Source organism: Rhizobium sp. AN6A, assembly GCF_900215635.1.
GTDB lineage: Bacteria > Pseudomonadota > Alphaproteobacteria > Rhizobiales > Rhizobiaceae > Agrobacterium > Agrobacterium tumefaciens.
The window spans coordinates 196,327-222,814 of the sequence record NZ_OCNC01000003.1; the positions used below are offsets into that span (position 1 = coordinate 196,327).

23 protein-coding genes are annotated in these 26,488 nt (G+C 51.6%); 19 read left to right on the forward strand and 4 right to left on the reverse strand.

From position 1 onward, the window contains the following. The first annotated feature begins 228 nt into the window (after positions 1-228). The 19 genes from CRO62_RS04820 (at position 229) to CRO62_RS04910 (ending at position 19,409) form a co-directional block, all read left to right on the forward strand. The gene (locus tag CRO62_RS04820; RefSeq protein ID WP_097099413.1) at positions 229-1,053 is read left to right on the forward strand and encodes an ABC transporter ATP-binding protein; all 825 of its coding nucleotides are present in this window, start codon (positions 229-231) and stop codon (positions 1,051-1,053) included. After that, positions 1,050-2,093 carry a FecCD family ABC transporter permease gene (locus CRO62_RS04825; protein WP_097099414.1) on the forward strand — a complete coding sequence of 348 codons (1,044 nt, stop codon included), beginning with the start codon at positions 1,050-1,052 and terminating at the stop codon, positions 2,091-2,093. Before CRO62_RS04820 ends, CRO62_RS04825 begins: the two co-directional genes overlap by 4 nt. After that, on the forward strand, positions 2,090-3,130 hold the full coding sequence (locus CRO62_RS04830; protein ID WP_097099415.1) for a FecCD family ABC transporter permease: 1,041 nt from the start codon (positions 2,090-2,092) through the stop codon (positions 3,128-3,130). Before CRO62_RS04825 ends, CRO62_RS04830 begins: the two co-directional genes overlap by 4 nt. 7 nt (positions 3,131-3,137) lie before the next feature. Beyond that, positions 3,138-4,097, forward strand: coding sequence for an ABC transporter substrate-binding protein (locus tag CRO62_RS04835; RefSeq protein WP_097099416.1), 960 nt, complete (start codon positions 3,138-3,140; stop codon positions 4,095-4,097). A gap of 96 nt (positions 4,098-4,193) precedes the next feature. Then, complete coding sequence (locus tag CRO62_RS04840) at positions 4,194-5,090, forward strand: MurR/RpiR family transcriptional regulator (protein WP_097099417.1); 897 nt, start codon at positions 4,194-4,196, stop codon at positions 5,088-5,090. Positions 5,091-5,243: 153 nt separating this feature from the next. Beyond that, entirely contained in the window at positions 5,244-5,813 is a 570-nt protein-coding gene (rfbC, locus tag CRO62_RS04845; protein WP_097099418.1) for a dTDP-4-dehydrorhamnose 3,5-epimerase, read from the forward strand. A gap of 2 nt (positions 5,814-5,815) precedes the next feature. Next, positions 5,816-6,871, forward strand: coding sequence for a dTDP-glucose 4,6-dehydratase (gene rfbB, locus CRO62_RS04850; RefSeq protein WP_097099419.1), 1,056 nt, complete (start codon positions 5,816-5,818; stop codon positions 6,869-6,871). 5 nt (positions 6,872-6,876) lie between these two features. Continuing rightward, on the forward strand, positions 6,877-7,770 hold the full coding sequence (rfbD, locus tag CRO62_RS04855) for a dTDP-4-dehydrorhamnose reductase (RefSeq protein WP_097099420.1): 894 nt from the start codon (positions 6,877-6,879) through the stop codon (positions 7,768-7,770). Beyond that, positions 7,767-8,633, forward strand: coding sequence for a glucose-1-phosphate thymidylyltransferase RfbA (gene rfbA / locus CRO62_RS04860; protein ID WP_097099421.1), 867 nt, complete (start codon positions 7,767-7,769; stop codon positions 8,631-8,633). The genes rfbD and rfbA overlap by 4 nt, the downstream gene beginning before the upstream one ends. Positions 8,634-9,041: 408 nt before the next feature. Beyond that, positions 9,042-10,154, forward strand: coding sequence for a glycosyltransferase family 2 protein (locus tag CRO62_RS04865; protein ID WP_210201853.1), 1,113 nt, complete (start codon positions 9,042-9,044; stop codon positions 10,152-10,154). Positions 10,155-10,204: 50 nt separating this feature from the next. After that, positions 10,205-12,046 (forward strand): ArnT family glycosyltransferase, encoded by a 1,842-nt coding sequence (locus CRO62_RS04870; RefSeq protein WP_097099423.1) that lies wholly within the window; start codon positions 10,205-10,207, stop codon positions 12,044-12,046. Between the two features lie 97 nt (positions 12,047-12,143). Then, positions 12,144-13,094, forward strand: coding sequence for an NAD-dependent epimerase/dehydratase family protein (locus CRO62_RS04875; RefSeq protein WP_097099424.1), 951 nt, complete (start codon positions 12,144-12,146; stop codon positions 13,092-13,094). 17 nt (positions 13,095-13,111) lie between these two features. After that, the gene (locus tag CRO62_RS04880) at positions 13,112-13,855 is read left to right on the forward strand and encodes a class I SAM-dependent methyltransferase (RefSeq protein ID WP_097099425.1); all 744 of its coding nucleotides are present in this window, start codon (positions 13,112-13,114) and stop codon (positions 13,853-13,855) included. Between the two features lie 6 nt (positions 13,856-13,861). Beyond that, on the forward strand, positions 13,862-14,536 hold the full coding sequence (locus CRO62_RS04885) for an acetyltransferase (protein WP_038495227.1): 675 nt from the start codon (positions 13,862-13,864) through the stop codon (positions 14,534-14,536). Beyond that, the gene (locus tag CRO62_RS04890; protein WP_038495224.1) at positions 14,533-15,453 is read left to right on the forward strand and encodes a hypothetical protein; all 921 of its coding nucleotides are present in this window, start codon (positions 14,533-14,535) and stop codon (positions 15,451-15,453) included. Before CRO62_RS04885 ends, CRO62_RS04890 begins: the two co-directional genes overlap by 4 nt. Continuing rightward, the gene (locus CRO62_RS04895) at positions 15,450-16,409 is read left to right on the forward strand and encodes a GNAT family N-acetyltransferase (protein ID WP_097099426.1); all 960 of its coding nucleotides are present in this window, start codon (positions 15,450-15,452) and stop codon (positions 16,407-16,409) included. Before CRO62_RS04890 ends, CRO62_RS04895 begins: the two co-directional genes overlap by 4 nt. Further along, positions 16,406-16,822: a sugar 3,4-ketoisomerase gene (locus CRO62_RS04900; RefSeq protein WP_097099427.1), complete on the forward strand. Its 417-nt coding sequence runs from the start codon at positions 16,406-16,408 to the stop codon at positions 16,820-16,822. The genes CRO62_RS04895 and CRO62_RS04900 overlap by 4 nt, the downstream gene beginning before the upstream one ends. Further along, positions 16,819-17,928 (forward strand): DegT/DnrJ/EryC1/StrS family aminotransferase, encoded by a 1,110-nt coding sequence (locus CRO62_RS04905; RefSeq protein ID WP_097099428.1) that lies wholly within the window; start codon positions 16,819-16,821, stop codon positions 17,926-17,928. Before CRO62_RS04900 ends, CRO62_RS04905 begins: the two co-directional genes overlap by 4 nt. Beyond that, on the forward strand, positions 17,925-19,409 hold the full coding sequence (locus CRO62_RS04910; protein ID WP_097099429.1) for a hypothetical protein: 1,485 nt from the start codon (positions 17,925-17,927) through the stop codon (positions 19,407-19,409). Before CRO62_RS04905 ends, CRO62_RS04910 begins: the two co-directional genes overlap by 4 nt. Positions 19,410-19,465: 56 nt before the next feature. On the opposite strand, the gene CRO62_RS04915 is transcribed toward CRO62_RS04910, so the two are convergent. The 4 genes from CRO62_RS04915 to CRO62_RS04930 form a co-directional block, all read right to left on the reverse strand. Beyond that, positions 19,466-21,286 (reverse strand): glycosyltransferase family 4 protein, encoded by a 1,821-nt coding sequence (locus CRO62_RS04915; RefSeq protein WP_038495212.1) that lies wholly within the window; start codon positions 21,284-21,286, stop codon positions 19,466-19,468. Between the two features lie 192 nt (positions 21,287-21,478). After that, positions 21,479-24,196: a glycosyltransferase gene (locus tag CRO62_RS04920; RefSeq protein WP_323455475.1), complete on the reverse strand. Its 2,718-nt coding sequence runs from the start codon at positions 24,194-24,196 to the stop codon at positions 21,479-21,481. 1 nt (position 24,197) lies between these two features. After that, on the reverse strand, positions 24,198-25,382 hold the full coding sequence (locus tag CRO62_RS04925; protein WP_038495209.1) for a rhamnan synthesis F family protein: 1,185 nt from the start codon (positions 25,380-25,382) through the stop codon (positions 24,198-24,200). A 115-nt stretch (positions 25,383-25,497) separates the two neighbouring features. After that, on the reverse strand, positions 25,498-26,355 hold the full coding sequence (locus tag CRO62_RS04930; protein WP_097099431.1) for a glycosyltransferase family 2 protein: 858 nt from the start codon (positions 26,353-26,355) through the stop codon (positions 25,498-25,500). Positions 26,356-26,488 lie beyond the last annotated feature (133 nt).

The following is a 26,488-nucleotide window of genomic DNA, read 5'->3' on the forward strand; positions in this document are numbered from 1 at the left end:
TGCACCGCTCTTTCAATTGATGAATGTAGTAGTCAACTTTAATTCGGCTTGTGACGGGCGAAACATCTGGTGGATGCGCGCTCCCTCATGCCTCCACAGTTCTGATTCGAGCTCAAGATCGTCGCTTTTTGTGCAAATCACCGCGTAAAAACCGGCTTTTCGAAAGCTATATACTTGACTACTACAGTCATCAATAATTCTGGTGGCGGCTCGCAAACGGGGAAGATCTTGGACGACGGTGGCAAAAACAGACGCGCGGACATACGTCTTGCGGCCAATGCAATTGAGTTTGCCTATGGCGACACCCCCGTGCTTGCCGACGTGTCCATAGACGTTGCGCCGAACCGATTTACCGTTCTGCTCGGTCCGAACGGGTCGGGAAAATCGACGCTTCTCTCCGCACTTGCCCGCCTGCACCGCCCGGCAAGCGGCCATATCCTTCTCGACGGCCGCGACATATTTCATCATCCCACACGGGAGGTGGCGAAGCGGCTGGGCATGCTGGCACAGCAGAACCACACGCCGGAAGGGCTTTCGGTCTTCGATCTCGTCTCCCGTGGCCGTTACCCGCATCAGGGATTTTTGAAGCAATGGAGCGAGGAAGACGCGGACGCAGTGGACGAGGCACTTTCCGTGACCGGAATGTCCGGCCTTGCCGAAAGAGCAATCGACAGCCTCTCCGGCGGCCAGCGCCAGCGCGCGTGGATCGCCATGGCGCTCGCGCAGCAGACAGATATCATCCTGCTGGACGAACCGACGACATTTCTGGATCTGCATCACCAGATAGAGGTGCTGGATATGCTGGCTGGCCTCGTCACCCACCACAAGCGCACGATCGTTGCCGTGCTGCATGATATCAATCTCGCCCTGCAATATGCCGATCACCTGATTTTTCTGAAGGATGGACGGCTGCGGCACCGGCTGGAAACAGCGACGCTGTGCGATGCCCAAATCATCTCGGACGTTTTCGACATGCCTGTCGCCCAGCTCACGCATCCGGTAACGGCGAGGCCGGTATTTCTTCCCCTGCCCGGACGGACTAGCGCGGCATGATGTTCGCCAGGATGAGCTACAGCAAGCCCGCCATACAGGAAAAGGCCTATGGCCGCGCGCTTGCGGCAGCACTGCTTATGTTTCTGGCCATGCTGCTTCTGATTCTGGCACATATTGGCACTGGCCCGCGCGCCGTTGCTCCACACGTTCTGAACGACCTGATATTTTCCTACGACGCCCGCAATTTTGACCAGCAGGTTTTGCTGCGTCTGCGGCTTCCGCGTCTGCTTGCGGCGCTGCAAGCCGGCGCCTGCCTTGGAGTGGCAGGGCTTCTGTTACAGACCCTGCTTCGAAACCCGCTGGGCGAGCCGCATATTCTGGGATTAAATGCGGGCGCGAGCCTCGCGGTCGTCGCGGCGACCGTGACGCCGCTGGGGTTAATCGCAACGCCGGCCTTGCGCCCTATGCTGGCGGCGACGGGCGCAGGCATCAGCTTCTCGCTCGTCCTTCTGCTCGCATCCGCCGGACGGCAGGGTCTGACGCCAGCAAAACTCGTCTTTTGCGGTATCGCGCTGTCGACGCTTGCCGGAACCCTTACCTCCGCCATCCTCATTCTCAACGAGGAAACATTACAGCAGATGCGCTTCTGGCTGGTTGGCGATACGGCAGGCATTTCGATGGCAGCCGTCGCCGCCGCCCTGCCCGCTGCCATTATCGCACTTCTCCTTGCATTTACCGTCGCGCCGCGGCTCGATCTGCTCGCTTTGGGTGACACCACCGCCACAACGCTTGGCGTACCTGTCCGCTCGACCCGGATCTTGGCGCTTGCCGCAATATCGCTGTTCTGTGGCGCGGCCATAGCCGTCACCGGGCCTATCGGTTTCGTCGGTCTGGTGGTGCCGCCACTCGTGTCGCGGCTAAGAACGGGGCGGCTTCTGCTTGCCATTCCCATAGCCGCGCTCGGCGGCGCGGTTTTACTGATCGCCGCCGATCTCGCCGCCCGCCTGATTCTTGCGCCAAAGGAACTGCCGACTGGGGCAATGACCGGCCTTGTCGGAGCGCCGGTCTTTCTCTGGTTGGTGCGTAGGGTGCTGAAATGAACCGTTACAGGGTCATCAGACTGGCGCATTTTTCAATTCGCCTCTTGCCGCAGCGGCTGGCTATTCTGGTGACGCTTACCCTTTGCCTTACGATTGTCACGGTATGGTCGCTTACCGCCGGCAGCCAATACATCCCGACCTCCTCCCTGTGGTCGTTATTGACCGCTGGAAACAATGATCCCGCCTCGAATGACGCCGTGGTGGTTCTCCACTTTCGCTTTTCGCGCCTGGCGCTTGCCATAGTCTCCGGCGCCATGCTCGGCGTTGCCGGTGCCATCATGCAAGCGACCACCCGCAATAGCCTTGCCGACCCGGGCCTGCTCGGCGTGCGCGAAGGCGCGTTGCTCGCGGTGCTGGGCTGCCTGTTTTTGTTGCCATCCCTGCCGGTGATATTCCGCCCCCTGGCCGGTATCGCCGGTGGGATGGCGAGTGCTGCAATCGTCTTTTCGCTTTCCGGTGTCACCTCACGGCTGCGCTTCGTTCTGACGGGCATCGGCTTCTCATGGTTTTTATCAGCTTTGCTGCTTATCCTTATGGCATCGCTTGATATTCGCAATTTGCAGACGGCGATGATCTGGATGGTAGGAAACCTGCAAGGCGCATCCTGGAGCGCCGTCTCGATCCTTTCAGCCATCCTGGCCATCACCCTTTGCCTTGTTCTCCTCACCGCCCGTGCCGCGGATGTTCAGGCGCTCGGCGACAATAATGCAGCGGCACTCGGCGTTCACACCCGCTGGCTATCAGCGCTGCATGTCATCCTTGCGGTCGTTCTCACCGCATCCTGTATCTCCTTTATCGGCAGCATCGGTTTTGTCGGCCTGATCGGCCCGCATATCGCCCGACTTTTGCTGCCGGGCAGCTCCCATACCGGGCTTGTTATGGGCGCGGGTCTGGCAGGAGCGACGCTGGTTGCAATTGCCGATACGATTGCCCGAACCGCTTTTTCACCGCTGGAATTGCCGATCGGGCTCGTTCTTTCGGCCGTGGGCGCCCCCACGCTTCTTACCCTTCTTTGGTTTCACCGGCACCGACTATAGGTCTTTCATGCGCAAAACCATTCTCGCTTTCGTTTCAACCGCCGGACTTCTTCTGGGGGTATGCGTTGCTCACGCGGAGGGCAGCCGGACCTTTACCGACGACCTCGGCCGCACCGTGTCTGTCCCCTTACAGCCGAAACGTATCGTCGCCCTGCACGACATCGATCTCACCATCCCGCTGATAGAATTGGGTGTGATGCCGGTGGGTAGCCATGGCCGCATGGGTGGGGACGGCAAACCCTATCTGCGCTCCAGCGCCATTCTGACCGGTGTCGATTTCGACAATAGCGACATCGCCTATATAGGCTCCATCAACGCCGATCTGGAAGCGATCGTCGCCCTCAAGCCCGATCTCATCCTGACGGAACCGGACCGACCGACACCAATCGAAAAACTGGAGCAGATCGCCCCGACCGTCGCCATCGACAATACGAAGGACGGCGCGCCGCATATCTACAGGGTGCTGGCTGAACTGACCGGCACGCAGGCGCGACTTGCCGTTCTGGACCGACGCTACCGGGCGCAGATTGAAGCGCTGAAGGCCTCGGTCGAAACCGGCGCGAGCACTGTCTCGGTGTTCCAGCCACTGAATGGCAAGATCAGCGTCTACCATACGTATCGTGCGCTCGGCCGGGTGCTGCGAGATGCCGGTTTTCGGTTCCCAGCCATCATCGACGATATTCCAGACGGCGAGCGCATCGAGATCAGCGCCGAGCGCTTGCCGGAGCTCGACGCCGACTTCATTTTCGATCCGTATCGTTCCGATACCGGCGCTTCTCCGCAGGCCGAAATCGACATGATGGAGGCTGTAATGCCGGGTTTCTGCAATTTTCTGCAGGCCTGCCGCAACGGTCGCTACATCCTTCTGCCGCGGGAAGAGGCAATCTCCAACTCCTACGCCGCACTCAGCCTCATGGTCTCCGCGATCCAGTCGCATCTCGCGGTAAGGCCCACGGCTGAAAAGTAAAGGGGAACAATTGCCGCGACAAAAGCGCTTGCCTGCCAGCTTGGCGCACTGCTAATCCGTGAAGAAGAGTAAGAACTCACCTTCACGGAAAGTCCCATGACGACTGGCGAAACCCGTATATCAAGGCCTAGACATACAGATCGTTTCGGGGAGCAACTGCGCAAGCGCCGCGACCGTCTTTCGCCCGGACTGCTTGCCGTTGCCGAATATATTGACGGCCACCGCCATGCCGTTCTCGGTAAATCGGCGCTGGAAATCGGCTTTGAGACCAATACCTCCGATGCGACGGTCATTCGCGCCATTCAGGCACTTGGGTTTCAGGGGCTGGTCGACCTCAAGGAAACTCTGGAGGCCTATCTCGGCGTGACGGATTCGCCGGTTGAAAAATTGGCCGCTACCACGAAATCCATATCGGGCAACTGCGACGCGGCAATCGACTTCGTTCTCGATAACCAGAAAAACGCGCTGGAAATGCTGGCCACTGTGGAAAACCGCGACGCCATGGCCGCCGCCGTGCGTCTTCTGGCGGAAGCACGCGGCATCGGCGTCCTCGGCATCGGAGCCTCCGGCATTATCGCCACCTATGCCGCCCGGCTGTTCCAGCGCTCCGGCGTTCGCTCCTATGCGCTGAACGCCACCGGTATCACGCTCGCCGAACAATTGCTCGACCTTGAAAACGGCCACGTCCTCATCATGCTCCTGCACGGCCGCGCCCACCGCGAAGCCCAAACCGCAATCGCTGAGGCTGGTCGCCTCGACATCCCGATTATCATGCTGCTCGGCCAGGAAGACAGCGTGCTCAAAAAACACGCCAACGCTTATCTCCTGCTGCCCCGTGCAAAGAACGAAGGGGTAGCGCTACACGCCCCATCCTTCATCGCCATGGAAACCATGGCGCTCGCCCTCTCCGCTGCCCGCCCCGATCGAAGCCTTGAGACACTGGAAAGACTGGTGGAACTGAGGACATCGATCAGGCCGCATAAACGGACATAGTCTTGGGCGAGATACAGACCCGCCACGTTATCCGCTATACTCTCTGTTGCAGAGCAAGATACTCTTGTGTGGTGGACCGATAAAGCGTTATTGACTGTCCGTAGCGATAAAGTCATATCACCGTAAGCAGGCAGAGCAGACAGGATCCGCGCAGTGCAGGTAGAAGCATTCTCGATATCAGGCTTAAAAAAGATAACTCCGGCTCGGTTTGGCGACAGCAGGGGTTACTTCAGCGAAGTTTTCAAACGGGATTGGTTTCGCGAGAATGTGTCGGACGTCGAGTTCGTGCAGGACAATGAATCTCTGTCCGCGCAGGCCGGAACGGTTCGAGGCCTTCACTTCCAGGCGCAACCTTTTGCACAGGGCAAACTCGTTCGCTGTCTTCGGGGACGACTATTAGACGTTGCGGTCGATATCAGAACAGGATCACCCACTTTCGGACAATGGACCGCCGTTGAGCTTTCACCGGAAAAAGGCGAACAGCTGTGGGTTCCGGCAGGCTTTGCCCACGGTTTCATGACGCTGGTTGACGACACCGTTATCTCCTACAAGGTGACAGCTCCCTATAGCGCCGCGCATGATCACGGTGTCAAATGGGATGATCCCGCCATCGGCATCAACTGGCCAAAGCTGGACCGTTGCGTGCTTTCCGACAAGGACGCCAAGCAGCCGTCTCTGTCGGAATTGCCTGAATATTTCACCTACCAAAAAACTGGAAACTGATGATGCGCGTTCTAGTCACCGGCGGCGCCGGATTTATCGGGTCTGCCCTTGTGCGTTATCTCGTAAGCGAGGTCGGTGCGGATGTCCTTACAATCGACAAGCTGACTTATGCCGGTAATCTGGCTTCGCTCAAGCCAATCGAAAACGCGCCAAACCACCGCTTTCTTCAGGCTGATATATGCGACCGGGCCGCAATGAATGACGCTTTCGCGACATTTCAGCCGGACTATGTGATGCATCTGGCAGCCGAAAGCCACGTCGACCGCTCCATCACCGGCGCGGCTGATTTTATTCAGACCAATATTAATGGCACCTTCACGATGCTGGAAGCAGCGCGGCAATATTGGAACGGTCTTGCCGAAGACGCAAAATCAGCCTTCCGCATGCTTCACGTCTCGACCGACGAGGTCTACGGTTCGCTCGGAGAGCATGGCCTCTTCGAAGAAACAACGCCCTACGATCCCTCGTCGCCCTATTCCGCTTCGAAAGCCGCAAGCGACCATCTCGCCACCGCTTGGCAGCGCACCTATGGCCTTCCGGTCGTGATTTCCAACTGCTCCAACAATTACGGGCCATTTCATTTCCCGGAAAAGCTTATTCCGCTCATTATTCTCAACGCGCTGGAAGGCAAGCCGCTGCCGGTCTACGGAAATGGCGCGAACATTCGCGACTGGCTATATGTGGATGACCACGCCCGCGCGCTGTGGCTCATTGTCCAGACGGGACTCGCCGGCGAAAAGTACAATGTCGGCGGCAGAAACGAGCAGAAGAACATCGATGTGGTGAATTGCATCTGCTCCATTCTGGACGAGTTGCGCCCGCAGTCAAAGCCTTATGCCGAGCTTATCAAATACGTCACGGATCGCCCTGGTCACGATGCCCGCTACGCCATCGATGCAACAAAGCTCGAAACGGAACTGGGTTGGAAAGCACAGGAAAATTTTGCGACTGGAATTCGCAAGACCGTTGAATGGTACCTCGACAATGAATGGTGGTGGGAGCCGCTGCGTCAAGGCGTCTACTCAGGTGAGCGCCTCGGCGTTCTGACGAAGGACTGAACCGGATGCGGCTGGCAGTCACCGGAAAAAATGGACAGGTCGTCAGTGCCCTTCAGGCACTGGCCGGACCCGACCTGGAGATTGTTGCTCTCGGCCGGCCGGAGCTTGACCTTGCGCGACCTGACACTGTTTTCAAAGCGCTGCGGGAGGCGAAACCCGATGTCGTGGTATCGGCTGCTGCCTACACCGCCGTGGATAAAGCGGAAAGCGAACCGGACATCGCTTTTGCCGTCAATCGGGACGGAGCAAAAGCCGTCGCGCGAGCCGCAAATGACATCGGTGTTCCCGTCATTCATATTTCCACGGATTATGTGTTCGACGGCACCAAGACCACTGCTTATGTCGAGAATGATCCCACTGGACCGGCCTCCGTTTACGGCCGCTCAAAGCTCGAAGGCGAACAGGCTGTCTCTGAAAGCACCGACAACTACGCTGTTCTGCGAACCGCATGGGTCTACTCGGAATATGGCAGCAACTTTCTAAAAACCATGCTCCGTCTAAGCGAAAGCCGCGATCAGATCAATGTGGTTGCGGACCAGTTTGGGTGCCCCACCTCGGCAACCGACATCGCCGTCGGGATTGTGTCGATCGCGAGAAAACTTGCAACGGATCCAGCCTCACATCTTCGCGGCGTTTTTCACATGTCCGGAACAGGTGAAACGAACTGGGCGGGTTTTGCCAAACAGATATTCGAGTTTTCTGCGGAAAACGGCGGAAAGTCGATGATTGTCAATGACATCACGACCGCACAATACCCTACCCCGGCCCGACGCCCGGCAAACTCCCGGCTTGATTGCAGCAAGCTGGAAGAAGTTTATGGAATAAGATTGCCGGAATGGCAGACATCAACGCGCGCGGTCATGGCCGCCCTAGCGCAGAACAAAAAGGAAATGCCATGAAGGGCATCATTCTTGCCGGAGGCAGCGGAACGCGTCTGCATCCTATGACATTGGCGGTCTCAAAGCAGATCCTGCCCGTTTACGACAAGCCGATGATCTATTATCCGCTGACGACGTTGATGCTGGCCGGCATTCGCGAGATCCTCATCATATCGACACCACATGACATGCCGCTTTTCCAGAACCTTCTGAAAGACGGCTCCCAATGGGGTCTCTCGATCGAATATGCCGTTCAGCCAAGCCCGGACGGGCTTGCCCAAGCCTACATGATCGGCGCCGACTTCATTGGTGGCTCCCCGTCCTGCCTGATCCTCGGCGACAATATCTATTACGGGCACGGACTGCCGGAGCTCTTGCAAAGCGGTACCGACGTCAATGACGGAGCCACCGTTTTCGCCTACCACGTCAACGATCCTGAACGTTATGGCGTCGTTGAATTCGATAGTGAGATGCGCGCGCTGTCCATTGAAGAAAAGCCGTTAAAGCCCAAATCCAACTGGGCCGTTACCGGTCTGTATTTTTATGACGCCGATGTCGTGGACATCGCCGCCAATCTCAAGCCTTCCGCGCGCGGCGAGTATGAGATAACGGACGTGAACCGCATCTATCTGGAACGCGGAAAGCTGAAGGTATCCATCATGGGCCGTGGTTACGCCTGGCTCGACACCGGAACGCCAGACAGCCTGCTGGAAGCCGGGGAATTTGTGCGCACCCTGGAAAAGCGTCAGGGCTTCAAGATAGCGTGTCCTGAAGAGATTGCTTTGAGCAAGGGATTCATCACCGCATCAAAATTTGAACAGATCGCTGAATCCGCGGGCAAGGGCGATTATGGCGTTTACCTACGACGTTTAGCAAGCTCGTGACATAGTCGAAAAGCCGCTAGATAGGGCTCCGAACAGCGCGGAATTTACCAGAGACCTTCCGGGCGAAGATACGCAACATGGAAGTTTGCGAAGAGCGAGGGCCTGGTCATTCGTCGATTTTGACGTACGGAATGTCGCCAAGTCGATCCAGAAAGGGCGGTCGCTCACCAGTATACCAGTTGGAACAAACTGAACTCCCAGGGCGTCGAAACTGCGCCACTGTTCCTGCGGAAAGGTATGCTTTGTCTCTGTAGAATCCGTTAATCCTCATGGTGAGAAGGGTGTCGCGATAACTTTCGCCAACTCTCCGTAGGATGTTGGCCTTTTAGGGGCAACTCCACTTTTCAACTGCAGCCCTTTGCGGTAGTAGGCCTCAAAGATATGAATGCACCCCGGAAACGACTCGAAATGAATATGATCCAAGCAGCTTTATCCCGACCGCTCGAGCTTTCCGTCGTCGTGCCGACGTTCAATGAGAGTCAGAATATCCGCGAACTGGTAAAAAGATTGGATTTGGCCCTTGGGGAAACAGCATGGGAGTTGATCGTCGTTGACGATGATAGTCCAGATGGCACGTCGAAACTGGTGAAATCACTTTCTGCTGCGGATTCGCGTATCAGATGTATCAGGCGTGTAGGACGCCGAGGTCTTGCAGGTGCTTGCATAGAGGGTATCCTCTCAAGCTCTGCACCGTATGTTTTGGTTATGGACGGCGATCTTCAGCATGATGAATCTATTGTTCCGGAAATGCTGCGATCGCTCGAGGGCGGAAAGGATTTGGCAGTCGGCAGCCGCTATGTCGCCGGAGGTTCGTCTAATGAAGGCTTCTCTCGCCTGCGCAAATGGGGTTCGGATACGGCGACAAAGCTCGCTAGACGGGCGCTGAAAATTAGTATTTCAGATCCGATGAGCGGCTTTTTTATGTTGAGGCGCGAGACGTTTGAAGAGGTTGCACCAGCACTATCCAAGGAAGGTTTTAAGATACTGCTTGATTTCATATCATCTTCACCGTCAAATCTTCGAACAGTAGAAATTCCGTTCAAGTTTCGAGAACGCTTCGAAGGAACCTCCAAACTCGGATCACTTGTAACGGTTGATTACTTGGGACTTCTATTATCAAAAATATCCGGTGGCGTTTTGCCGGTGCGCTTTTTGATGTTCGCTTCCGTCGGTGCATTCGGCGTCTTGGTTCATCTGCTGACTCTTCGGATAATGCTGGATGCAGTTCAGCTGTCATTTTCGATGGCTCAGTTTGTGGCGACCATGGTTGCGATGACAGGGAATTTTATCCTGAACAACGAGTTGACTTATCGGGATAAAAAACTCCGTGGCGCGCGTTTCTTCACGGGATTGTTGACGTTTTATGCCGCGTGCAGTGTGGGTACCATTGCCAATGTGGGGGTCGCAAGCTGGATTAACGAGGCATGGCACTCGGACGCTTTGCTATCTGGACTAGCCGGGGCGCTCCTCGGAGCGGTGTATAACTACGCGGCGGCGTCGATGCTCACCTGGAAAAACTGACGGGCGAACATTTAGACTTTGCAGACGAATTATGAAAATGAGGTTCCGGATTGCTTACCAAAGAAAATAACAGCCGCGATTACGCGATTTTTGGTGCAATCATACTCTGTGCTTTGTTTGCTGCAGTCAGCGTTCGTTGGGTGATGTTTTACAGGACCGGTGGCGGACTCGATATCGACGAAGCGGGTTATATTGGATACTCGATCGCGCTCGAGCGTGCGCTTATCGGAGGCGGCATAGTGGGCTGGCTCCATGCATTCTTTACGCCGACGGGCCAAGCACCACTCACGATGGTAGTTGCTTCTTTTATCACCACTGAAGCTGGTACCTACTCGGAATGGATCGCACTAACGACTAATAGTTTTATCTTATTCTTCCTGCTTTTTATGGTTTACCTGCTAGCTGCAAGAGAATACGGCCGCAGTGTAGGCTTTTTTTCACTTATAATAGTGGCAACAACTCCATACGTTATTGATTTTTCTCGCCTATTTAATTTTGGTATACCAACAGCTCTGTTTTTCATCGCAACTATTTATTGCTACCGCCGCAGCGAAGGTATGGCCAAACTCGGCTGGGTCGCAGCAGTTGGGTGTTGCGCAGCATTGATGGTCTTATCACGCACAATGGCATTGGCGTTTTTACCAGCTTTCGCATTGGTTTTTCTGGTGGAAAGCCTTTTTTGGCGCACTCATATTAAAACGCTATTACTATCGATACTTGTCGGGACTGCTACCTTTGCGATGGTATGCGGGCCTTGGTTCGCGGTAAATTTCCATATAGTATTTGAATACCTTTTTTCATTCGGTTACGGTCGGAAAGCGGCTGAGTATGGAGCAGGAGAAGGTATTTTTAGCTATGATGATATTAAGTTTAGGCTCTATTTGTTCGCTAAATACACTAAACTTACACACATAATATTTTTTCTAATTGGCTTATGTGCGATTGCTATCAGTCTAGTTATTTCAAAGAACGAACGCAAAAAAGGCCTTTCGTTCTCTGCCCACGTTTTACTACTGACATCGCTATGCCTTCTGACTTTGATGTCATCACGAAACATCGGGACGGCCTTTGACTTGCCTTTGTTGCCACCGCTAGTAGTTGCAATGGCGGGTTCTCTAGCGAACATTATTAGAACAACTCGGATAAGATATCTTGCTGCTTCCATTGCTTTGCTTTGCGTTACCCCAGTGTACTTCTTACATGCCGATCAACGGTTATGCGAGGCTTATGAGACGGGATTTTCAGCGTCAGGTGTTGACATAGGTCCCGTGGCGTTCTGTGGTGGAATTATGGAAAACTATATCGGCGATAGGTATGGCCGCGGTAATAACGGCGACCAAATCAGGTCCATAGGCGCCGGTTGGATGAATACCAGCTCGGAACTATCGCGCGCCTTGACCGACTTGCCTGGATCAGAGTTTGGTGTGGTATTCGCATCGCGACATATTTTGGCGAACGTCAATTCTGTCAACTTAGCAAGAATACAGACAGTTGGTTCATTCCTACCATTACAGCAAATCGATCCCACTGCTGTCACCGACGACGTTGCCCACTACGGAATATGGCTTACAAGCGCGCCTGTTTCGAGTGCTTGCTACGTAGTCATGCTAAACAGCATAGAGGGTGAGTTTCCTTTTCCAGCAAATCCTGAAAACTTACGCGCTGCACTTTCGCAGAATCATTATTCTGTGGTCGCCACCATCGACACACCGACCCACGGCCAATTTTTCGATATATTCCGCAAGCCCGCTGCCGAGTGTGGAAAAGGACTCCAGGAAAACGCTACCGGATCATTAAGCCTTGAAAAAAAGGCAGCACTATTTGATGACGAGCGCAATCGGTCTGGTTTTTTGGTCGGGGGCGAGTTTGCAAGCAGGAGTAGTGTAGACTAAGCGAGAGTTTGTTCACGAGGCAATCTTCATCGGTCTCGCCTGCATCTAAAAAGGTGACTCGGTTCAGGAAATCATTAAACGGGAAGTATGTGGAACAATGCGGTGTTTGGTGCTTGGAGGCGGGGGATTTCTAGGAAAGAATCTCGTGGATTCGCTCGAGACAAAAGGTTACTTTGTTCGTAGTTTTGATCGGGCACTGAATGAAAAACGTGGTGGGGCAAGTGAGGAAAAGAGTGCTTCTAACGTTGAGCATTTTTCAGGGAATTTTTTGGCACGATCGGATATTGAAGCTGCCCTGAATGGAATTGATGTTTGTTTTCATCTAATTTCGACAACGATAGCCAGCACTTCGAATGCAAACCCGACCTTCGATGTCGAGACCAATTTGTTGGGGACTCTTCAGCTGCTTAAATGCGCTGTGAAGTCGGGTGTAAAACGCATCGTCTTTATATCTTCCGGTGGGACTGTTTATGGTGTTCCTAAGACCATTCCCATTTCAGAGGAGCACAGCACGTATCCCACATCCTCATACGGCATCACCAAGCTTGCTATCGAGAAGTACCTGGATCTTTATCGGTCACTTCATGGACTTGAATATGTCACGCTTAGGCTAGCAAACCCATATGGCGTTGGGCAAAGGCTCGACGCCCAGCAGGGAGCAATAGCTGTTTTCTTAGCGCGTGCGCTGCGTGGCGAGGAGATAAGCATTTGGGGAGACGGCAGCGTTATCCGAGACTATATTTATGTCGATGACGCGATAGATGCTATGGTTCGATCAGCTGATGTCAACATCCAGGGCGGATGTGTCGTTAACATCGGCGCAGGCGTCGGTTACAGCATCAACGAGATTTTGTCTGCAATTGAAAAAGTGACGGGCCGGCGGACAAATAAAAAATATGTCGAAGGGCGCACATATGATGTGCCGGCAAACGTGCTAGACATCTCTGCCGCAGCAAGGTTGCTGGGGTGGACGCCAAAAATTTCGCTCGAGGAAGGGCTTCTTCGTTTTTCGAACTGGATTAAGGACGGCGGCTCCCGCCTTTCATAAGTTGTATGAGGTAGGTCTTGGCTAATAATAATCGCGACGGCGGCTTTGAAGACTTTCGCCAAATGGCCAAAGACTCATCCTTATCGAAATACGAAAAAATAGGATTTCCCGATTCATATCGCGCGGGGTTCGAGACTGCGATTTTTGATGATATCGCAACGAAACTCTCCGGGCTTGAGCGGAGCGGCGCTAAAATACTGGATATTGGCGCCGGATGTAGCGATCTACCACTGATGATAATAGAAAGAGGCCGTGAGCTATCCCAAACAACATACATGATTGATAGCGCAGAAATGTTGGGCCTTTTGCCGGAAGCATCTCATGTCCATAAGCTACCAGGAGCTTTTCCTAACATGTCCGAGTTCGTTCAGGAACATACGGGCTCATTCGACGCTATCCTCTGTTACAGCGTGTTTCAGTATATTTTTGTTGAAATGCCTTTATATAAATTTCTCGATACTGCCCTTTCTTTGCTTGCACCCGGCGGGAAGATGCTGATTGGAGATATTCCAAACATTTCGAAGCGGCGGCGTTTCTTCGCAAGTGAAGCTGGCCGAGAGTATCATCGCAAATTTACAGGGAGCGCTACGGAGCCCGACATCGCGTTCAATCGCATTGAGTTCGACAAGATAGATGATGCAGTGATACTCTCAATCATCGCGAGAGCGAGGGCGCAAGGTTTCGATGCATTTGTCATGCCGCAAGATCCCCGTCTACCAATGGAAAACCGCCGCGAAGATGTGTTAATTGCTAGGCCCTGATCAAAGATGTTCAAAGAAAAACTGATAATAGTGGGCGATAGCGCGTTTGCAGAAGTAGCTTACGAATATTTCTCTCAAGACTCTGAATACGAGGTTATCGGCTTCGCAGTTGAGCGAGCGTACCGGACGAAGACGGAGTTATTTGGCCTGCCGATCTTCGTCTTCGAAGAGTTGCCCGATATTTTTGGCAAGGATGACGTGAAATTTTACGTTGCTATTGTATATTCTCAGCTCAATAGGCTCCGTACCCGCCTCTATAAGGCCGCGAAAGACATGGGGTATCAGCCGGCGAGCTATATCAGCAGTCGCGCCTTTGTCTGGCACAACGCCCAAATTGGAGAGCATTGCTTCATCATGGAGCATAATACCGTCCAGCCATTTGTTTCGATCGGTGACAATGTGGTGCTGTGGAGCGGGAACCATGTTGGACACCATACCAAGATACAGAACAACGTATTTGTCTCTTCTCATGTCGTCATATCGGGATTTTGCTACGTCGGTGAAAACTGTTTTCTCGGCGTTAATTCAGCGATCGCGAACAACGTTACTGTTGCTGCCGACAATTGGCTTGGGCCATCCGTCACCATTTCGTCAAATACACAGGATGGTCAACTTTTCCGGGTAGATCAAGATCAACCAACGAAGGTTTCCGCATTGCGGTTTTTCAAGGTTGCAAAATGAAATGGCTTAAGCGAGGACTCGTTTGGGGGCCTGATCAGACCAAACCTTGGGCACTCAGCCACGCAATGTGTCCCACGCCAATTCAAATTGACGATAACATAATTCGTGTTTACGTCTCAACCTTGGATGCTGAGGGTCGCGGACACGCGACATTTGTGGAGGTTGACGCAAATGACCCAACCATTGTGAGACACGCGCCAGATACCCTGTCTCTGGGACCAGGTGAGTCCGGCGCATTTGATGACAATGGTGTCGTGGCGTTGGGTGTTATCAAAACCGGCGATCGCCATCTCATGTATTACGCCGGTTTCGAGTTGTGTACTCAAATTCGATATCGAATTTTTACCGGGCTTGCGATTAGCGATGACGGAGGGCGATCGTTTAATCGCCATTCCAAGGTGCCGGTTCTAGATCGCAGTGACAAGGAAATGCTTTTCCGCTGCGGGCCGTTTCCAATGATAGACAAAGATGAAATTAGGCTTTGGTATGTCGGAGGCGATCGATGGACGGACATTGATGGCAAGTCGATGCCCGTTTATGATCTACGTCACGTCCGGTCCCAAAATGGGATTTCCTGGCCCCAATTCGGCGATGTTGTTATGTCAATCTCTGGTGACGACGAACATGGTTTTGGTCGCCCATGGGTCGTAAAGCAAGGCGAAGGTAGCTATCAATTATTTTATTCAATCAGACGCCGTTCGCTGAAAGCCTATCGACTGGGTTACGCAGAATCGTCAGATGGGTTGAACTGGATTCGCAAAGACGAAAAAATGGGACTGGATGTCACACCGGGCGGCTTCGACAGTGATGCCATCATGTATTCCGCCGTCATCACAGTAGCCGACAAAACATACTGCTTTTATAACGGTAATGACTTCGGAAAAGAGGGTTTCGCCTTGGCGGAGCTGGTAGAGTGACTTTAGAGATAAGGCCTTTCTCAAGTACTGAAAACGAACTGTGGGATGCTGTCGTATCGCGCAGCATCAATGGTACGTTGCTGCATTCCCGCAAGTTTCTTAGCTACCACGGCGGGCGCTTCGAAGATATGTCTGTCTTCGTTATCTTCAAGACGGAACCTGTTGGGGTATTTCCGGCCGCGCGTTCAGCTGCTGATACTGAGACAGTTGTAAGCCATCCAGGATTAACCTACGGCGGCATCGTCCACGATGGTACTATTTCGGGCGATCGTATGCTCGAAGTCATGGATAAACTCTCGATATATTTTCGCGAAAAGAAATTCCGGAGGCTAATTTACAAGGCCATCCCCAATATCTATGCGATAGCCCCCGCTCAAGACGATAGCTATGCTTTATGGAGGCTTGGCGCGGCTCGTATACGCTGCGACCTTGCTGTCGCCATTGACCTTGCGCATCGTCTTAAACCCAGCCACCGACGGATACGGTCGCTAAAAAAAGCACGCGCGGCGGTAAATATCAAACGAGACATCCGCACATTTGATCAGTTTTGGCCGATACTGTCGGCTAATCTCGCGCGGAAACATGAGGCTGTACCCGTACACAGTCTGGAGGAAATATCGCTTCTCTCGCGCCGCTTTTCGACTGAGATAGAACTGTACGGAGCATTTGCCAACGATATACTTGTAGCGGGTGTTCTCCTTTTTAAGACCGCTCGTGTTTGGCATGCCCAGTACATAGCATCGAGTGAACATGGTTACGAACTCGCTGCTCTCGACGCTGTATTTGATGAGATTATTCGCGATGCACAAAACGCCGGGGTTCGATATTTTGACTTTGGCACCTGCAATGAAAACGGTGGCCATGTGCTGAATGGCGGCCTCTATCGTTTTAAAGCCGAATTTGGCGGTGCAGGCGTCACCTATGAACAATATCAACTTGAACTGGAGGAGCGGTGAAGATTTCGGATTGCAAGGTCTTGGAGTTGCCGAGACGTCTGGACGTGCGCGGAAGCCTGACGTTCGTCGAAGGCGGCCACCACATTCCCTTCGATATTAAGAGAGTATTTTACCTGTATGACGTTCCCACGGCAGAAGGTAGGGGCGCTCATGCGCACCGGGAACTTCACCAATTTCTAGTTTGCCTTTCGGGAAGTTTCGATGTTCGTTTGGACGACGGGACAGATAATACAGTCGTTCACCTCAACAGGCCGTGGCATGGCTTGCATGTACAGCCAATGATCTGGGCCTCGGAGATTAATTTTGATCCAGGTTCGGTTTGTTTAGTTTTGGCCTCTATGCTTTATGATGAAAGCGACTACATCCGCGACTATGATGAGTTCCTGAAAGAAAAAAAAGGTACTGTAATATGAAGGTACCCTTTCTTGATCTAAAAGCCGCCTACCAAGAGATAAGCGCGGAGATAGATGAAGCCGTTCACAGGGTACTCGATTCCGGATGGTACATTCTTGGTGAAGAGATCGAGGCTTTCGAGGCTGAATTTTCAGACTATTGCCAAGTGAAACACACCGTTGCTCTTGGCAACGGACTCGAGGCGCTTCATCTTGGTTTGCGAGCGTTAGGTGTTGAAACCGGAGACGAAGTAATCGTTCCATCGAACACCTATGTTGCGACCTGGCTGGCTGTGAGCCAATGTGGAGCAAAAATCATCCCTGTCGAACCAGACCCTTTCACCCACAATATCGATGCCGGGCGCATCGAGGCTGCCATTACCGATAGAACAAAGGTGATTTTGCCTGTTCATCTCTACGGCTTGCCGGCTGATATGGGCACTATCCTAGACATCGCTTCCAGACATAGATTGAAAGTCCTGGAGGACGCGGCTCAAGCACATGGGGCCGTCTACGATCAAAATCGTATCGGTGGGCACGGTCACGTCGTGGCGTGGAGCTTTTATCCCAGCAAGAATCTCGGAGCACTTGGCGATGCCGGTGCGATAACAACCAACGATGACGTGATTGCTGATAAAATACGTATGTTGCGCAACTATGGAACTCGGACCCGGTACGTAAACGAGGTGCGCGGATACAATAGCCGAATGGATCCGTTGCAGGCGGCCGTCCTGCGCGTCAAACTGAAATATCTGGACCGTTGGAATGAACGCCGTGCGTCAATCGCATCACGATATATTGGCGCAATATCAACGGTTCCGGGGATAGTCGGACCTAACGAACCAGTCGGATACAAACACGCATGGCATCTTTTTGTGATCCGCCATCTTCGGCGAGACAGTTTTGCTAAAATGCTCAACGAAAAGTCGGTCGGCACAATTATTCACTACCCCATCCCGCCACATATGCAGACGGCCTACTCAGATGAGAATTGGAAACCAGAAAGTTTCCCTGTGGCCCGGCGACTAGCGGGAGAGGTGATTAGTCTACCTATCGGCCCACAGATGTCTGACGCGGCAGTCGAGTATGTGGCAGATCTCCTTCATAAGGGGGCAGCGTCCTCATGAGCATCTACAATCTCGGCAATGTGAAGAGATGTACTGAAGAAGCTCTGGAAGCCTCGGACACGGCTAGAGCCCTTGATATTGTCAGGAACGCTGTAGACGTTGTGATCAACAATCAGAGATCGGTAGCGAGAACTCTCGCTAGCAAAGATCTCGACGAGATGTGTCGAAACATCGCAGCGTATCACCGCAAAAATGAGGATTTGGGCTCCTCTTCGGAATCTACCGTGGGAACCGTTATCTTAGCTACCGAACTGGCTAAAGCTGGCGGCCATGTTGAACTTATTAAGGACTACATCCGATCCGGGGAATTCCCTGCGCCAATCACGCTCGTTTTAACGGATTGCTTCGATAGAATAGACGATGTTTTGTCTAACGAATTTTCTCAAACATTCGGCATCAGCGTCGTCACTGTTAAGGCAAAGGACAGTAAACAGCGAGTGGATTTGCTAACAAGACGCCTTAAGGAACTTTGCCCACAAAAAATGCTTCTGATTACCCATAATCAAGACTCAGCTGCGATTGTGGCTGCTCTTATCCATACTGCACCGGAGATGTTTTTTATCCACCATGCAGATCATCATCTTTGTCTTGGCGTAACTTGTGAAGAGTTCATTCATGTCGATGTTGCTCAATTCGCGTACTGCAACTGCCGAAACAGTCTAAAGAATCACGACAACCGGTATTGGCCTATTGTATTCCAGGGGCACTGTTCGGCACGATCGCCAGTATTCGAACTTTCTGCGGGCTTGACGACATGTGCTGTAGGCAGAGAAGAAAAATTCGAAGCTGGGGGATACACCTACGATTATTTTAAGATAATCCCTGAAATACTTCATTCAACCGGCGGAACTCATATTCATGTTGGCCCTCTACAGCAAGAACGGCTCGAGGAAATCCACGCACGCCTTGCTCAACTCGGCATTGATGCATCGCGTTTTTACCATGTTCCGTGGGTAGCATCTGTAGCGACCGCGCTCACTGAATACTCTGTAGACATGTATCTCGTATCGTTTCCTTATGGTGGAGCTAAATCAGTTATAGAAGCAATGGCGGCAGGAATTCCTGTTCTTGCGCACAAAAATTATCGTTCACTCTTAACCAGCAGCTATTTCGTCGCCTACCCCGAATGTTACTCTTGGGCGAATACGGCCGAGCTATTCAAGTTGCTCAAGGAAGTAACAGAGGATGATCTATCTCGGCATTCGGTGATGTCTCGCGTTTTTTACGAGCAAAATTACACTCCCGCGATTTTAAGCGCGGCCATCAAAAAAACGTCCGGGTGGGCAGACCATCAACCCGACTTACGAAGCTACTTTAGTGATGGGTTGCAGGCGTTTTTAGACGAAGAGCGTCTCATCGATGACAAGCAGGAAACCCTCGATCTTAGAAATGAGCTCAGTAGGATGCATAAAGAGTACGCGAAGGTTCATACTGAATATCTGCGTATTTTAGAAGCGTACAACGCACTGGTAAATCAGTAAAATTGTAGTTCGCTCCAACCAAGTACCGCGATGAGCGGGGCAATTTCGTTTCTATATTATCCAAAGTCTCCTTGTGAGAATTTTCTGAGAGCGACATCGATACTGATTGTCTCCCGCTCGACAATATCAAATATTTCAAAATTAGCCCTAGGGCGGCGCCGTTTGATCCCTGATTGAGTTTCGCGAACATACTGCCATGCGGCAGCTTCACGGGTTTCCGGCTTCGGAAAACCTCTAATTTCTTTTTGCTGCCCCCAAAAATCTACATCTATGAGGTCGTTGTCAGCAATCCTCGCAGCTAATTTTTTACCTTCATGGTTTGTTTGGACCGCAATGTCGATTAGAGCGTCAATATCGTTGACATAGCGCTCCATGCTGAATCTTCTGCGACCAATCTCGCTCAGCTGTTCCGAAATGCGACGCAATTCGTCTGATTTTTCAAGTGCGTCGACAACTTTTTTTGCCATGTCATAGCTATCCAGATGCGGAGAGATAAGCAGGTCACCGAGCCCTTCCTCTTGCAATACATCTGCTACGCCGGAAGCTCCGGCGAAACAGAAAATCGGAAGGCCGTGGCAGATGGAATCCAGACCAACATTTGGAAGCGGGTCCAATCGAGACGTTAGCAAGAAAGCGGTCGCACGGCTGTATGCGTATTCAAGACTACCGATGTTTCCAACAATCTCGATATGATTTTCCAAACCGGACCGAATAATTTGCTCTTTAAAGTAGAGAGAAAATTCAAAATCTTTCTCTGGGTCATAACCACCGCCGAACCAGACAAATCGTAGATTCTTATCGGTCGAATTCTTTAGGATGTAGGAACAGGTTTGGAGGAAAAACTCGACACCCTTGCGAAAACTGAATGAGCCTGCACCCATAATTACTTTAGCAGCGGCATTCAAACCCGCGGGTTGGAATGCCGCGTCCACCTTGTCTTTCTCCGGATTTCCTTCCAGGACACACCTACCCTGTGGAACGACGTAAGAACGGTGATTTGGCTGCCATTCCGGAACATGGTTTACCGCGTCAGCCTTGATAATTTCCGCCGAGTAAACCGTTACCGACGAACTGCGGATAATAGCTTCCATGAAATGATGAGGATTTATATACGTTGTAAACTCATGAATCAGCGAGATCGTCGGAATTTGATTGTTGCTCAAAGCTTCAAGAGCGTAGATCGAAACAACGCTATTGACGATCGCGCAATGAATATTGTCAGCCTTTAGAATTTCGTTTACGGCGCGTAGACATAAAATCGGATGATTTTTGGTGATCTTGTAGATTTTATTGACACTTCTCTCGAAGTTGTCTTCTAGGGCACCAGGACCTAGCAAGAGGCAAATGATGTTATACTTTTCGTTCAAAGCTTCAATCAGCTTGAGGCATACAATTGGAGCTCCCGTACGCGAAGCTTCATGGCTGACAAAGAGTATATTTTTTTTTGAAGAGTCCGGAGCCTTGACGGTTTTCTCCACCGGCGACTCCAATTTATATGTTCTGCCCTCTGACTTCCCGTGCTCCAAAAAGTGCGAAACTGCGGAATGACCTGCTGCAGCAACGTCGGGATTGGCTTCGAGATAGTCTTGCGATTTAAAATCGCGAGGAATATTTCCCAAGGAACGCTCAATGCTCTCCCTTATGTAACCCACTAACGAATTTAGCGCCATTGTCATTTTCGGCTTAGCCAATTTATATGTCCTGCCTTCTGCCTTGCCATATTCTAGGTAGTGCTCGACAGCAGAATAACCTGCCGCGGCGACATCAGGGTTGGCCTTCAAATAGTATTTAGAACTGAAATCCCTCGGGATTGTTCCCCTTACACGTGCAGCGAAGCCACGTGAACAGCTAGTGACCGGTTTTAAAACCCTCTTCATAACCTCTCCTAGTCTCGTCTACAGGCATGTTACAAATCGCTGGAAAAACCGAACGGGATCGATATGCCCCTGTCAAATAGTTTCACCACCTGGCGGTGCAGTGTCTTGTCCCTACTTATATCCAAAGGCACCCCAAGAGGAAATTTCAAGCTATTACTAATATAAATTTGACGAAAAAAGAAAGCGTTTCGACTAGTTACGAAAATCAACATCATCCAGCAGCCAAACGGAATGGTCCATAACAAAACTGGTACTGTTTCGCGACAGATTGGAATTATACGCCGGATCTGGGAACTGGTTTGTCTTCCATCTGCTCCTCATAAACTCTACTTCTTTCTTGAATCGCTCTTTTTTTTCTGGCGTGTCCTCGTATCCTCTACTTAAGGATTCGTGGTGATAAAGCTCAGCCCAGGGAGTCCAGACGTTTTCATAGCCGGCCGCACGTATCCTCAGACAGAAATCAACATCGTTAAAAGCAACGGCGAGATCTTCTTCATTTAATCCACCAACGCGATCATAAACCTCACGCCGCACCGTCAAGCAGGCTGCAGTCACGGCGCTATAGCTCTGCCTAAGCTTCAACCGACCAAAATAGCCACCGTGGTCGCGCGGGAAAAGATGATGCCCGTGCCCGGCAACACCGCCCATACCTATTACGACGCCAGCATGTTGCAGACGACCGTCAGGATAGAGTAATTTTGCACCCACGCAACCGACGCCTGGCCGCTGGGTCAATCCAACCATTTCCAACAGCCAATCCGGGGAAATGACCTCAATATCATTGTTTACGAGAGCGATGATTTCGCCGTTGCTTTGAGCAACCGCATTGTTATTCAAAGCGGAATAGTTGAACGGTCGCTCATCACGTATCACCCGTACGCGCCTGTCATGTTTTTGAACTTGATCGAGCCACGCCAACGTGTCGAGATTAACAGACTGATTGTCAACAATGATCAATTCAAAATGATGATAGTTTGTCTTCTCAAGTATAGACTCGACAGCCACTTTAAGGACGTTCAAATGGTCGCGTGTGGGCATGATTATCGAGACAAGCGGCTTGCCCTCGACTGGCCACAAAACACGATAACTAAACGGAAACGGCCCCGCGACAACCGGAACGTCTTTACCGACGGTACGATAAAGATGCTCTTGCAGTGCCAAGCGCCCAGCTTCCGTCGCGTAAGGCTTAGACTCATTTGATGCTGCCGTGCTGCCCGGTGAAGCCCGCCAGGAATAAAGAACCTTCGGGATATGACGAATTTGCCGGTCTTCGACGAGTTCTATACAACGCAAAAGCAAGTCGTAATCCTGTGCCCCCTCAAATCCCGCACGAAATGCTCCGACCTTTCTCACTAACTCCGCGTCATAAACACCGAGGTGCGAAATATAATTCATGCCGTACAGTAGTTCTCTATTCCAATCCGGCTTGAAATGAGGATCATATCTGGTTCCATCCTCCCGTATTTTGTCCTCATCAGTATAGATAATTTTAACATCGGGTTGCACGTTGATCATCTGCGCCACGAGCAGCAGTGCATCATGGTCAAGCAGGTCATCGTGATCAACCAATGCGATGTATTTGCCTTTCGCAATCTCGATTGCGCTATTTGTCGCTTTTGAAATATGCCCATTTTCCTCTCGGAAAATAATGCGGATCCGATCGTCGCGCCTTTCATAATCCTCAAGGACCCGCCTGACCACCGGATCAGTTGAGCAGTCGTCTGCGAGACAGAGCTCCCAATTTGGGTAACTTTGCGCGCGAACAGAGTCGATCAACTCGGAAAGCAGCCGTGGTTGAGGATTGTAAACCGGCACGACCAACGATATTAGCGGCGCATCTTGCAAATCGAGTGCTAGTTTGCGCAGGTCTGCAGATAAATTTTGGCGCAAACGCGCCCATTGCGAGAGTACCTTTTCGTAAGACATTTCAGCAGCACGCCACTGCTGGATTTCAGTCCGCATAGGGTCGCGCTTCGCAGCTGAGCGCTTAAAACGTTCAACCATCCGCGGGGAAAACAGCCCGCTACCGCTTGCCAGAATATTGAGGAATTTAAAGACCAGCTTTTTGCGAAGCTGTTTAAGCGGTCGGTTTCTCGCATCTTGTAAGAGTTTCTCAAGATTTTCGGAGACGGCTACATTCCTTTTACCACCACTGTTCTTGTGAAGCACAGCCGCATTTTTTAAATCATGTTCGAATTCTTCGACAGCATCTTTCATCATCACAGAACGAACGTATGCTTCGCCCGCCAACAAAAAAGCGTCAGTCACGACCGCGCGTCCCACCTCATTACTCAGTAGGCGGAATAACGGCTTTAGACTGTCACTAATGTTATCCCCCCAAAACAGCATCGTCAAACCACTTCGATGCGGCAGCCTCAGCGAAGGGCGACTTCCCACTATCATCTGCCATTGGCGCTGATTAGCGTCACTGCACTCATCCGTACCCATGCCATAAATCAGCACAACGGCTCGCGAGGATAGTTTAACCGTCCACTTCTCAAAGTCCTCGGCAACTGCTCTACCGCAATTACGCGCGTCGACACTCAGAATGTCCACAGATTTATCCGATATCTGGTCCAATGCATGTGAAACATTCTCATTAACAACACGACTGAAGCTTGTGTAGCGCTGATTCAGCAACAGAGCTTGTTCGAAAGCGTCGCTGGGAATGGAGCCCTCACGGGTATTATCCCGCCAGTTCGAAACAGCAAAACACTCCGCTTCAATCGCACGCTCTGCAATAGCCTGACAGAATGAAAAATAGAAAAAGCCGGTGTTTGTCCCGACCTCCAAAATGTTACGCGGGCGTTGAGCATGGACAAGCCACATTGCAAACGGACCATATCGGAGCCAGTCCTTATCTGGATCAACGAAAACCGGTTCGCCAAAAGGAACATTTAAAAAATCCATCTCAAGGCTCCTTATTGGCATCACGCATTACATCCGCGAGGTTTTTTACTTCAGGATGCAACAACATTCGCGCCTCGTTTCGGATTTCATTTCCGACAGGCCCATCAATCCTGGATATCAACATGGCCATTGTCGCAGCTCCGCCGCGGGAGAGCCAAAGTGGAGATTTTTTCAGAAACTGAAAACCGCGCCGCAGAGCGTAACCAGGCAACGCATAAGCGCTTGCGCGCCTTGAAACGGTCGCCAATATCAGAGCTATTCGGTTCGCCCGACCTTCCTGGGTGTTGTGGTCGATGCTAAGTACGCCTTCCAATATGCCTTCAAGTGCTGCATCGTCAGGAATTACAAGTTCACGCGCGATACGATCCACTTCAGAGTTGTCGAAAGACGCAAGTTCTTTATCCAACTGATCGACTTCATGTGTCGCTGAGTGAGTAAAACCATGACGCAACGCCCATTGCGTCAACCCGATCTCGCCACGACGTACGGTTCGTGTTTTATCATCCGTAATATGAAGTTTACGCCAGTACCGCAGAAACGCCGGATCACGGATGATACGAGGACCAAATCCCATAGCATAAGATGCGTAGTGGAAGTTCTTGTGGTCGGTTCGGTGACGCCAGATAATTTCCTTATAGCGATGAGGGGCCACCCTAGGCATGGCAAAATTCGAGGTAGCCGCAACCAAATCTGTACCCAGTATACGCGCATCTTCGAACCAACTTGTTGGTTGAGGAACGAGCCAAACAGAATCGTTCAGCATCCATGCTCTCTGCACATTACTCAACTCAGCCGCTAGATCGAGAAATCCGTCACGGTAACCGCCAAAATCGTATCCGACATTCGGTCTCTCGATAATTCGTGCGACAATAGGGATCAATTTTGCTCTATCATCATCAGACAAGGGTAAATTCGATACGATGACCGGTGCGATCTGGGCACGCCTCATTTCTTCAATCATCGTAACGTGGGACTGCAGGAGCCCTTCTTTTGGAAAAATAAGGTATACCCCAACTTCGTCCTCGATCGAGATTTGCCCGGTAGTTCGCCTTATTTTTCGGCAGGTACGAAAATCGTACCAACGTCGGAAATAAAGCAGGCGCAAGACTTCGCCAGGTAGGTTTAACAGTTGTCTGCCGAGACGAACGAATTCCCGACGAATTTTCCACGAAAAAAAACTGTCCATCGTTTCTATTCAAATGCCGAGTGGAAATTTACCCGGTGATGCATCCACGAGTGAACCCATAAAAAACCGGATCGCGAACCGGATTTCGCCTGTATAGTCGTCGAGGCGGCTGAAATCATAGGCGGCCCCCCTTCAGTTCTTGTGACATTTGTCTAGTACCTTTTATAAACCCCAATGCCTTAGCACGGCGCCTGCGGGAAAATAAACTCGAAGGTGACAATAAAAGAAGAATTCCATTCAGCAGCGCTGTCAGGACTGGAACAGGTCTTCCGTACTTTAGACCCGTATAAATCCGGGAACGTGCCATATGAAAAGCTTTAAAATAAGCGATCTCCGGTGAACGCTCGGTTGAATGACCGCTAGCGTGTTCAACCAAGGAATTTCGAACGAAATACAACGCCCCCAATTTTTGCAGCCGCAACGAAAGGTCGTCGTCTTCGTGATAGAGAAATATGTTCGGATCAAATCCTTTGACAGCGTCGAATTTGGCTTTTGATACGAATAGGGCCGCGCCGCTTAGAACCGGCACCCTACAGTCTGCATCAGGCCACCCCCGTTTCAAAAAGGCACTGCGGGGCAGTAAATATGAACGGCGCTTGAAATAAGGCACGCCTGCGTCATTGATAATTCGAGGGTTGAATGCTGCGCCGTTGGAGTAATCAACGGCAGCATTGAGCAAAGCCTCGACGGCACCTTCCTTCAATCGTGCATCAGGATTCAGAAACAGTAGAAACGGTGTCTGCGCCGCTTGTGCACCCGAATTGCACCCCTTGCCAAAACCTTCGTTTTTCGTCAACGCAACAATTCTTATCGCACGCTCGCTGGGCAAACTTTTAAATGAGTTTGTAAGCCCATTGTCGACGAGCACGATGGCCACCTCATCAGGCACCGAGGCGACCATGCCGCCGATTACATCGTCGCTCTTGTAACAAACAGATATTATCGTAACATCCGACAAAGAATAACGGGTCACGTCAAATCACACTAGGTTGCGGCCATGACGGGCAAATAAGCCGACAGGCGAGGAATGAAGGAAAGAACGTCACCACAATCAATCCGACCACGCAACCGTTCTGATCATTGTTTCACGTTCCCCTCACTTCTAC

Bases quoted from the DNA above. Each gene is read 5' to 3' on its own strand.
- CRO62_RS04825 (WP_097099414.1), top strand. From the start codon at position 1,050: ATGATGTTCGCCAGGATGAGCTACAGCAAGCCCGCCATACAGGAAAAG.
- CRO62_RS04830 (WP_097099415.1), top strand. From the start codon at position 2,090: ATGAACCGTTACAGGGTCATCAGACTGGCGCATTTTTCAATTCGCCTC.
- CRO62_RS04835 (WP_097099416.1), top strand. From the start codon at position 3,138: ATGCGCAAAACCATTCTCGCTTTCGTTTCAACCGCCGGACTTCTTCTG.
- CRO62_RS04840 (WP_097099417.1), top strand. From the start codon at position 4,194: ATGACGACTGGCGAAACCCGTATATCAAGGCCTAGACATACAGATCGT.
- rfbB (WP_097099419.1), top strand. From the start codon at position 5,816: ATGCGCGTTCTAGTCACCGGCGGCGCCGGATTTATCGGGTCTGCCCTT.
- rfbD (WP_097099420.1), top strand. From the start codon at position 6,877: ATGCGGCTGGCAGTCACCGGAAAAAATGGACAGGTCGTCAGTGCCCTT.
- rfbA (WP_097099421.1), top strand. From the start codon at position 7,767: ATGAAGGGCATCATTCTTGCCGGAGGCAGCGGAACGCGTCTGCATCCT.
- CRO62_RS04865 (WP_210201853.1), top strand. From the start codon at position 9,042: ATGAATATGATCCAAGCAGCTTTATCCCGACCGCTCGAGCTTTCCGTC.
- CRO62_RS04875 (WP_097099424.1), top strand. From the start codon at position 12,144: ATGCGGTGTTTGGTGCTTGGAGGCGGGGGATTTCTAGGAAAGAATCTC.
- CRO62_RS04885 (WP_038495227.1), top strand. From the start codon at position 13,862: ATGTTCAAAGAAAAACTGATAATAGTGGGCGATAGCGCGTTTGCAGAA.
- CRO62_RS04890 (WP_038495224.1), top strand. From the start codon at position 14,533: ATGAAATGGCTTAAGCGAGGACTCGTTTGGGGGCCTGATCAGACCAAA.
- CRO62_RS04905 (WP_097099428.1), top strand. From the start codon at position 16,819: ATGAAGGTACCCTTTCTTGATCTAAAAGCCGCCTACCAAGAGATAAGC.
- CRO62_RS04910 (WP_097099429.1), top strand. From the start codon at position 17,925: ATGAGCATCTACAATCTCGGCAATGTGAAGAGATGTACTGAAGAAGCT.
- CRO62_RS04915 (WP_038495212.1), bottom strand. From the start codon at position 21,286: ATGAAGAGGGTTTTAAAACCGGTCACTAGCTGTTCACGTGGCTTCGCT.
- CRO62_RS04920 (WP_323455475.1), bottom strand. From the start codon at position 24,196: ATGGATTTTTTAAATGTTCCTTTTGGCGAACCGGTTTTCGTTGATCCA.
- CRO62_RS04925 (WP_038495209.1), bottom strand. From the start codon at position 25,382: ATGGACAGTTTTTTTTCGTGGAAAATTCGTCGGGAATTCGTTCGTCTC.